The 7,870-nt window shown below is 73.2% G+C and carries 7 protein-coding genes; 3 read left to right on the forward strand and 4 right to left on the reverse strand.

Features of this window, described 5'->3' with window-relative positions; genetic code table 11:
* Window positions 1–750: molybdopterin-dependent oxidoreductase (locus ACPYOM_RS19710; RefSeq protein ID WP_481347251.1), on the reverse strand; the 750-nt coding region annotated here is incomplete at its 3' end.
* A gap of 137 nt (window positions 751–887) precedes the next feature.
* Here ACPYOM_RS19710 and ACPYOM_RS19715 point away from each other — a divergent pair.
* From ACPYOM_RS19715 to ACPYOM_RS19725, 3 genes are all read left to right on the forward strand, one after another.
* The gene (locus tag ACPYOM_RS19715; RefSeq protein ID WP_481347252.1) at window positions 888–3,443 is read left to right on the forward strand and encodes a DEAD/DEAH box helicase; all 2,556 of its coding nucleotides are present in this window, start codon (window positions 888–890) and stop codon (window positions 3,441–3,443) included.
* Between the two features lie 38 nt (window positions 3,444–3,481).
* Complete coding sequence (locus tag ACPYOM_RS19720) at window positions 3,482–4,375, forward strand: acyl-CoA thioester hydrolase/BAAT C-terminal domain-containing protein (RefSeq protein WP_481347253.1); 894 nt, start codon at window positions 3,482–3,484, stop codon at window positions 4,373–4,375.
* Between the two features lie 111 nt (window positions 4,376–4,486).
* Window positions 4,487–5,269 carry a DUF1206 domain-containing protein gene (locus ACPYOM_RS19725; protein ID WP_481338926.1) on the forward strand — a complete coding sequence of 261 codons (783 nt, stop codon included), beginning with the start codon at window positions 4,487–4,489 and terminating at the stop codon, window positions 5,267–5,269.
* Between the two features lie 4 nt (window positions 5,270–5,273).
* Here the strand turns inward: ACPYOM_RS19725 and ACPYOM_RS19730 are convergent, their stop codons facing one another.
* From ACPYOM_RS19730 to ACPYOM_RS19740, 3 genes are read right to left on the reverse strand one after another with little or no spacing between them, the layout of a single operon-like run.
* On the reverse strand, window positions 5,274–6,047 hold the full coding sequence (locus ACPYOM_RS19730) for a phosphatase PAP2 family protein (protein ID WP_481347254.1): 774 nt from the start codon (window positions 6,045–6,047) through the stop codon (window positions 5,274–5,276).
* The gene (locus ACPYOM_RS19735; protein ID WP_481347255.1) at window positions 6,044–6,814 is read right to left on the reverse strand and encodes a phosphatase PAP2 family protein; all 771 of its coding nucleotides are present in this window, start codon (window positions 6,812–6,814) and stop codon (window positions 6,044–6,046) included. Before ACPYOM_RS19735 ends, ACPYOM_RS19730 begins: the two co-directional genes overlap by 4 nt.
* Complete coding sequence (locus tag ACPYOM_RS19740; RefSeq protein ID WP_481338932.1) at window positions 6,807–7,805, reverse strand: diacylglycerol/lipid kinase family protein; 999 nt, start codon at window positions 7,803–7,805, stop codon at window positions 6,807–6,809. Before ACPYOM_RS19740 ends, ACPYOM_RS19735 begins: the two co-directional genes overlap by 8 nt.
* Window positions 7,806–7,870: the final 65 nt, after the last annotated feature.

Genomic DNA, 7,870 nt, shown 5'->3' on the forward strand with positions numbered 1-7,870 from the left:
GTGGATGACCTTCGCGCCCTTGAGACGGGCCTCGGTCACCCACTGGTAGGCGACCGGGTGGCACTCGGCCATGTTCGAGCCCTGGATGACGATGCAGTCCGAGTTGGACAGGTCCTGCACGTACTGCGTCGCGCCGCCGCGTCCGAACGAGGACCCCAGACTGGGGACCGTGGAGGAGTGTCAAATACGGGCCTGGTTCTCGATCTGGATGGCGCCCGCCGCGGTGAACAGCTTCTTGATGAGGTAGTTCTCCTCGTTGTCGAGCGTCGCGCCGCCGAGCGAGGCGATGCCCATGGTGCGCCGGAGCGGACGGCCGTGCTCGTCGGCGTCCTGCCAGCCGGCACGCCGGCTCTCGACGAAGCGCTGGGCGATCATCTCCACGGCGGTGGCCCGCGGCATCCGCTCCCAGTCGGTGCCGCCGGGCCGCCGGTAGAGCACGTGCCGCTGGCGACCCGGGTTGTTGACGAGCTGCTCGCTCGCGGAGCCCTTGGGGCACAGTCGGCCGCGCGACACCGGCGAGTCGGGGTCGCCCTCGATCTGCACGACCTTCTCGTCCTTGACGTACACCTTCTGGCCGCAGCCGACGGCGCAGTACGGGCAGACGCTCTGCACGACGCGGTCGGCCGTCGCCGTGCGCGGCGCCAGCGACCGGGTGCGCTCGGACGTCACGGCCGGGCCGCGTCCGAGGAAGTCTCCCGAGCGGACCTGCCGGACCACCGGCCACGACAGGAACGTCTTCTTCGCCTCCATGAGCGTCACCTTCCTCGGCGCAGGGGACTCCGGTCGAGCCTCACGTCGTCTCGTGCTCTCCGTTCCCACCGGGGCGGGACCCGTAACCACCCTAGGCTCGATTCGGCCGGCGGGGTGACCGGTGGCATGCTCGCCGGGTGACGACGAACCTCGAGGCGCGCATCCCGGCCGACGCGGATGCCGACGCGCTCTACGACGCGTTCGTCGAGTGGGCCGCGGAGCAGGGGCTGGCGCTCTACCCGCACCAGGAGGAGGCCTTCCTCGAGGTGCTCTCGGGCGCCAACGTCGTCCTCGCGACTCCGACCGGGTCCGGCAAGTCCCTCGTCGCGGCGGCCGCGCACTTCACCGCCCTCGCCGAGGACCGCGTCTCCTTCTACACGGCGCCGATCAAGGCGCTCGTCTCGGAGAAGTTCTTCGCGCTGTGCGAGCAGTTCGGCGCCGACAACGTCGGCATGATCACCGGTGACGCCACGGTCAACGGCGACGCCCCGATCATCTGCTGCACGGCCGAGGTCCTCGCCAACGTCGCGCTGCGCGAGGGCGCCGCCGCCGACATCGGCCTCGTCGTCATGGACGAGTTCCACTTCTACTCCGAGCCCGACCGCGGCTGGGCCTGGCAGGTGCCGATCCTCGAGCTGCCGCAGGCGCAGTTCGTCCTCATGTCGGCGACCCTCGGCGACGTCACGATGTTCCGCGACGACCTCACCCGACGCACGGGCCGGGCCACCGCGGTCATCACCGGCACCGAGCGTCCGGTGCCGCTCGAGTTCTCCTACGCCACGACGCCGATCCACGAGACGATCGAGCAGCTGCTCGAGCAGGACCGGGCCCCGGTCTACGTCGTCCACTTCACCCAGGCGGCCGCCCTCGAGCGGGCCCAGAGCCTCGTCGCCCTCAAGATGACGACCCGCGAGGAGCGGGACGCCATCGCCGAGCGCATCGGCGGCTTCCGCTTCGGCTCCGGTTTCGGACGGACCCTGTCGCGCCTCGTCCGCCACGGCGTCGGCGTCCACCACGCCGGGATGCTGCCGAAGTACCGCCGGCTCGTCGAGCAGCTGGCCCAGGACGGCCTGCTCAAGGTCATCTGCGGCACCGACACCCTCGGCGTCGGCATCAACGTGCCGATCCGCACGGTGCTGCTGACCGGCCTGACGAAGTTCGACGGCACGAAGCAGCGCCTGCTCAAGGCGCGCGAGTTCCACCAGATCGTCGGACGCGCCGGGCGGGCCGGGTTCGACGCGCGGGGCTGGGTCGTCGCCCAGGCGCCGGAGCACGTCATCGAGAACCTCCGGGCCGTCGAGAAGGCGGGCGACGACCCGAAGAAACAGCGGAAGGTCCAGCGCAAGAAGGCGCCGGACGGCTTCGTCGGCTGGTCGGAGGAGACCTTCGAGCGGCTCATCACGAGCGAGCCGGAGCCGCTCCAGCCGCGGCTGCGCGTGTCGCACTCGATGCTCGTCAACCTGCTGGCCCGAGAGGGAAACCCGGTGGCCCACGCGGTTCGCCTGCTGTCGGACAACCACCACGAGGAGAAGGACCAGCGGCGCCTGCAGCGGCACGCGCTCGTCCTCGCGCGCGAGCTGCTCACGTCCGGCGTCGTCGAGCGGCTCCCCGCGGCCGACGCGTCGGGACGCCGGCACGCCCTGACCATCGACCTGCAGCGCGACTTCGCCCTCAACCAGCCGCTCGCACCGTTCGCCCTCGCCGTCATGGAGACCCTCGACCGGGAGTCCGACACGTACGCGCGCGACATCGTCAGCGTCGTCGAGGCGATCCTCGAGGACCCGCGGCAGGTGCTGTGGGCCCAGGAGTACAAGGCGCGCGGCGAGGCGGTGGCCGCGATGAAGCTCGACGGCGTCGAGTACGAGGAGCGCATGGAGCGGCTCGAGGAGGTCACCTGGCCCAAGCCGCTCGCCGACCTGCTCGAGGTGACGCTCACCGCGTACCGCCGGAGCCACCCGTGGATCTCCCCCGACGCACTGTCCCCCAAGTCGGTCGTGCGCGAGATGTACGAGCGCGGCATGACGTTCACCGAGTTCGTCTCGTACTACGGCCTGTCGAGGTCCGAGGGACTCGTCCTGCGCTACCTCACCGACGCGTACCGGGCGCTGCGGCGCACCGTTCCCGAGGCCTACCGCGACGACGAGCTCGACGACGTCGTCGAGTGGCTCGGTGAGCTGGTGCGCCAGACCGACTCGAGCCTGCTCGACGAGTGGGAGGACCTCGTCAACCCGGCCGACGGCGCCGCTCCGGGGCGGCCGTCCGGGGAGGTCGCCCCACCGGCCCGACCACTGACCGCGAACGAGCGGGCCTTCACGGTCATGCTCCGCAACGCCATGTTCCACCGCGTCGAGCTCGCCGCCCGCGACGCGTGGGAGCAGCTCGGCGAGCTCGAGGCCCGGGTCGCCGAGCTGACCGACCCGCCGCGTCCGGTGGTCATGGACGCCGACGCGTGGAACGAGGCGCTCGGCGCCTACTACGACGAGCACGACGCCGTCGCGACCGACCAGCAGGCCCGCTCCCCCGCGCTGCTCCAGGTCGAGAAGGTGCCGGGTGAGTGGCGGCTGCGGCAGGTCGTCGTCGACCCCGACGGCGACCGCGACTGGGGCATCCGGGCCGTCGTCGACCTCGCCGCCAGCGACGAGGCCGGAGCCGCGGTCCTCACCGTCACGGGCTTCGAGCGCCTCGGCGGCTGAGCGTCGAGGCGCGACGGCGCGTGCCTAGGGTGGTCGGCATGAGTGGTCCCCAGTCCGACCCGACCTCGGTACCCGGCCTCGCCGCCGTGCGGGTCGACCCGCTGCCTGATGCCGAGGGCGTCCTCGCGCGGCCGCACGACGGCGGCAACGGCACCGGGGTGCTCGTCCTGTCCGGTTCGAGCGGACGCGTCGAGGCGCCGCGGGCCCGCCTGCTCGCCGCGGCGGGCGTGTCCGCAGCCTTGACCTACCAGTGGTTCGGCGCACCGGGGACCCCGGACACGATCTGGGAGTACCCCCTCGAGGCGTTCGCTCCGGCCATCGACCGGCTCGCCGCCGACGGCGACCGCGTCGTGCTCCTCGGGACGTCGAAGACGGCCGAGGCGTTCCTGCTCCTTGCCACCGAGGACCCGCGCGTCGACGCCGTCGTCGCGGTCGCGCCCAGCCACGTCGCGTGGGCCAACGTCGGCCCGGGGCCCGACGGCGAGCTGCGCCCGCAGCACGCGTCGTGGAGCCGTGGGGGCGCGCCGCTGCCGTTCGTTCCGTACGACGACGAGGCCGACATCTCCGGCGACCCGCCCGAGTACGTCGGCCTGTACCGCCGGAGCCTGGCCGTCGCGCCGGCCGACACCCTTGCGGCAGCGACGATCCCGGTGGAGCGGTTCTTCGGCGACGTCCTGCTCGTCGCCGGTGGGGACGACCGACTGTGGCCCTCGCTCGACGCCGCGCGCGCCATCGAGGCGCGCCGCGCCGCGTACGACCTGCCCACCACGGTCGTCAGCCACCCCGACGCCGGGCACCGCGTCGTGCTGCCCGGCGAGCCGGTCGCCACCGGCGGCCTGCAGCTGGCCCGCGGTGGTACCGAGGAGGCCGACCGGGCGCTCGGACGCCTCGTCTGGCCGGAGCTGCTCCGGGTGCTCGCAGTGTCGCCCTGAGACCCACCTCCGCGCCCACGGACCGGCGTCCTCGCCGCGTCCGCGGGGAGCCGGGGCCGGGTATGTTCGCCGATGCCCGCTCCGCTCCGCTCGACCGACAGGATGGCTCCGATGGACGTGACCGACGTCAAGCTCGCCGCAACCCGGGCCGGGGACCACCCGGTGCTCGAGAGCGCTGCACGGGTGGGCTACGCCGTCAGCGGGGTGTTCCACGTCGTCATCGGTGTCATCGCCCTCAAGCTCGCCCTCTCCGGCGCGGGCCGGCCGGACCAGTCGGGGGCCCTCAGGGCGCTGGCCGACAACCCCGTCGGAACGGTCGTCCTGTGGGTCGCCGTCCTCGGCTGGCTCGGCCTCGCGCTCTGGCAGGTGACGGAGGCGCTGACCCGCGGCGGGGCCGGCGACCGGGTCAAGGCGGTTTCCAAGACCGTCGTGTACCTCGCCCTGTCGGTGACCGCCTTCAGCTACGCGAGGGGCCACCAGGGCAGGAACAGCACGTCGCAGACCCGGGACCTCACGGCCACCCTCATGTCCAAGCCGGCCGGGCAGTGGCTCGTGGGGATCGTCGGCCTCGTCGTCATCGGCGTCGGGGTCTACCACGTCTACAAGGGCTGGAAGCGCCGGTTCCTCACCGACCTCCAGTCGCACCCGGGCCCGTGGGTCGAGAAGGCGGGCCGCTTCGGGTACATCGCCAAGGGCGTCGCCCTCGCCATCGTCGGCGGCCTCTTCGTGCTCGCCGCGGTCCGCCACCGCCCGAGCGAGGCCACCGGCCTCGACGGGGCGCTCCACAGCCTGCTCGGCGCCCCGGGCGGTCCGGTGATGCTGACGCTCGTCGCGCTCGGCCTCATCGCCTTCGGCATCTACTCCTTCGGGCGCGCGAGGCGGGCCCGAGTCTGACGCGTCAGCGGGTGGCCGTCGCCGTCCGCCCCGGGGCCCACGCGTCCGGCGCGTCGGCGGCGCCGACGTCGCGCCGCAGCCAGAGCCAGGCGAGCACGAAGCAGACGAGCCCGTTGGCCAGGCCGACGAGGACATCCGTCAGGTGGTGCATGCCGCGGTAGAGGCGGGCGTAGCCGACGAGGACCGGCACGACGAGGCACACGACCGTCACGAGGCGGCGCAGCCACGGGGTCTCGATGCGCTGGGCCATCGCCGCGAAGGTCACGTAGAGCGCGGTGGACGCGCCGACGTGTCCGCTCGGGTAGCTCGACGTCGGCGGTGCCGGGTCGAGGTGCGCGACCTCCGGACGGTCGCGGTCGGTGATCATCGTCGCCGCGACGAAGACGCTGGCCTGGGCGGCGATGGCGATGGCCGGGACGACCGCGTACCACCACTGCCCGGTGCGCCACCACACGAGAAGCGCGACGAGGATGCAGACGCCGATGACGTACTCGGTGTTGCCGATGTGCGACCACACGAGGGTCACGGCGTCCCACGCGCTCGTCCGGGTGCCCTGGATCGCGCGGTTGACCGCAGTCTCGGACCGGAGACCGCCGAGCGGCCCCTCGATGAAGAAGCCGATGCCGGTGATGACGGCGAACAGGACGATCGCCGGGCCGAGCACGCGCAGCGCCAGGTCGCGCAGCGCGGGCCCGACGGCCGGTCGGGTCCGGTCCAGCTCGTATCGGTGCAGCTCGTATCGGTGCAGCTCGTATCGGTGCAGCGTCGACCGGTTCACCGGGTGCCTTTCGACTCAGGACCCGTCCTGCCCTCCGGGGGCGGCGGGTCGTCAGGGGTGCGGGGGTTCCATCCGAGGTAGCCGAGGTAGGAGGCGCCGACCAGCCCCGTCCCGAAGAGCAGGCCGGCGACGACGTCGGACGGGAAGTGCACGCCGAGGAAGACGCGGTCGGCCATGGTCACGAGGACGGCCACCGCCCCGACGGTGACCACCACCCGGCGCGTCCGCGGCGACACGACGGGCCACACGAGCAGGACGAGCGCGGTGGCGATCGCGGCCGCGTTCGCGGCATGGCCCGAGGGGAAGCTGTAGCCGGGCGCGTGCGAGACGGCGTCGGTGACCACCGGGCGGGTCCGACGGACGACCTCCTTGAGGACGAGCTGGAGGTTCCAGGCCACCATCATCGTGACGAACGCCCAGATGGCGCGGCTGCGCAGGCCGTGCCGGCGCCACACCCAGATGCACAGGCCGGTGGCCGCGATGTAGGGCCACCTCGGCTGCGTGGCCTCCTGCCAGGCGACGAGGAAGGTCTTGAACGCCGGGTGCGCGCGGGTCAGGTCGGTGGCGGCGCGGATCGAGGCCTCGTCGATACGGATGACCGGCACGAACTTCTCACGGGCGATGAAGGCCAGCGCCGTCACGGGCACGGCGAAGGCCAGGCCGAACACGACGGCCCGGCGCAGCCGGCGCCATCGGCCCGGTGGGGCTGGGACTGCCTCGCCCTCGCGCCGTTCGCGGGCCTCGACGCCCGGGCGAGCCTCAGCCACCGCGCACCACCAGCGCTCCCGGGAGCGCCCGCGCCGTCATCGCGCGGTGCGGTCCGACCGGGTCGCCGTCGATCTCGGCCTCCACGGCGCGACGCGCGAGGACGGTGAGGTCGGGGGCCACGAGCCGGTCGAGCCTCCGGCGCCCGGCGCGGTGGCGGGTCGCGACGTCGACGAGGACCGAGGCCCACCCGAAGGCTCCCTGGGGCGCGAGCACGACGGCATCGAGGACGCCGTCGTCCACGACGGCCTCCGGCATGAGCTCGACGCCGCCCTGAAGGGTGCCGCAGTTGCCGATGATGACGGCCTGCGCGTGCCGCACGACCGACTCCTCGGGGGCGCCGACGACCCCCTCCCCACCCCTGGCCCGCACCTCGACGGGGAAGCCGCGACCCGAGAGCTTCCGGGTGGCGGCGAGCACGTAGGCGACCCAGCCGACCGCCTCCTTCACCGTCTCGTCGGTGTCGGCCATGATCTCGCCGTCGAGGCCGAGCCCGGCCATGACGAGGAAGACCTCCTCGTCGTCCGCGACCCCGGCGGGGCTGTCCTTCGTCGCCCGGCTCGACTCCGGCTCGGGGAGGGCGTCGGCCAGGCGCACCGCGCCGACGTCGATGCGCCGGTCCCGGCCCTCGACGAGTGCCCGCGCCGCCTCCTCGAGGCTGCCGACGGGGACCCCGAGGTTGCGCGCGAGCAGGTTGCCGGTGCCGCCGGGGAGCAGGCCGAGGGCGACGTCCGTCCCGACGAGCGCCGAGGCGACGGCGCGGACCGTGCCGTCGCCGCCGAGCGAGGCCACGACGTCCGCTCCCGCCTCCACGGCATCGCGGGCCTGGCGCTCGCCGGTCTCCTCCGCCGTGGTCTCGACCCACTGCGGCTCGGACCAGCCGCCGTCGGCGCAGGCCTTGGCGACGGTCGCCTGCGCGTCCTCGAGGTCGTCGACGCGGAGGGGGTTGTAGACGACGGTGAGGCTGCGCCGAGCGCGGGACTGGTCGGACATGGACGACTCCTCGGACTCGGCTGGCAGGACGGCGGCCTCTCGCTCGACTAGGAGCAGTCATACCC

The sequence above is a fragment of the Monashia sp. HAY1-2A genome (genome assembly GCF_056755315.1).

Coding starts and splice junctions, on each gene's coding strand:
- ACPYOM_RS19720 (WP_481347253.1), top strand. CDS start 3,482: ATGAGTGGTCCCCAGTCCGACCCGACCTCGGTACCCGGCCTCGCCGCC.
- ACPYOM_RS19725 (WP_481338926.1), top strand. CDS start 4,487: ATGGACGTGACCGACGTCAAGCTCGCCGCAACCCGGGCCGGGGACCAC.
- ACPYOM_RS19740 (WP_481338932.1), bottom strand. CDS start 7,805: ATGTCCGACCAGTCCCGCGCTCGGCGCAGCCTCACCGTCGTCTACAAC.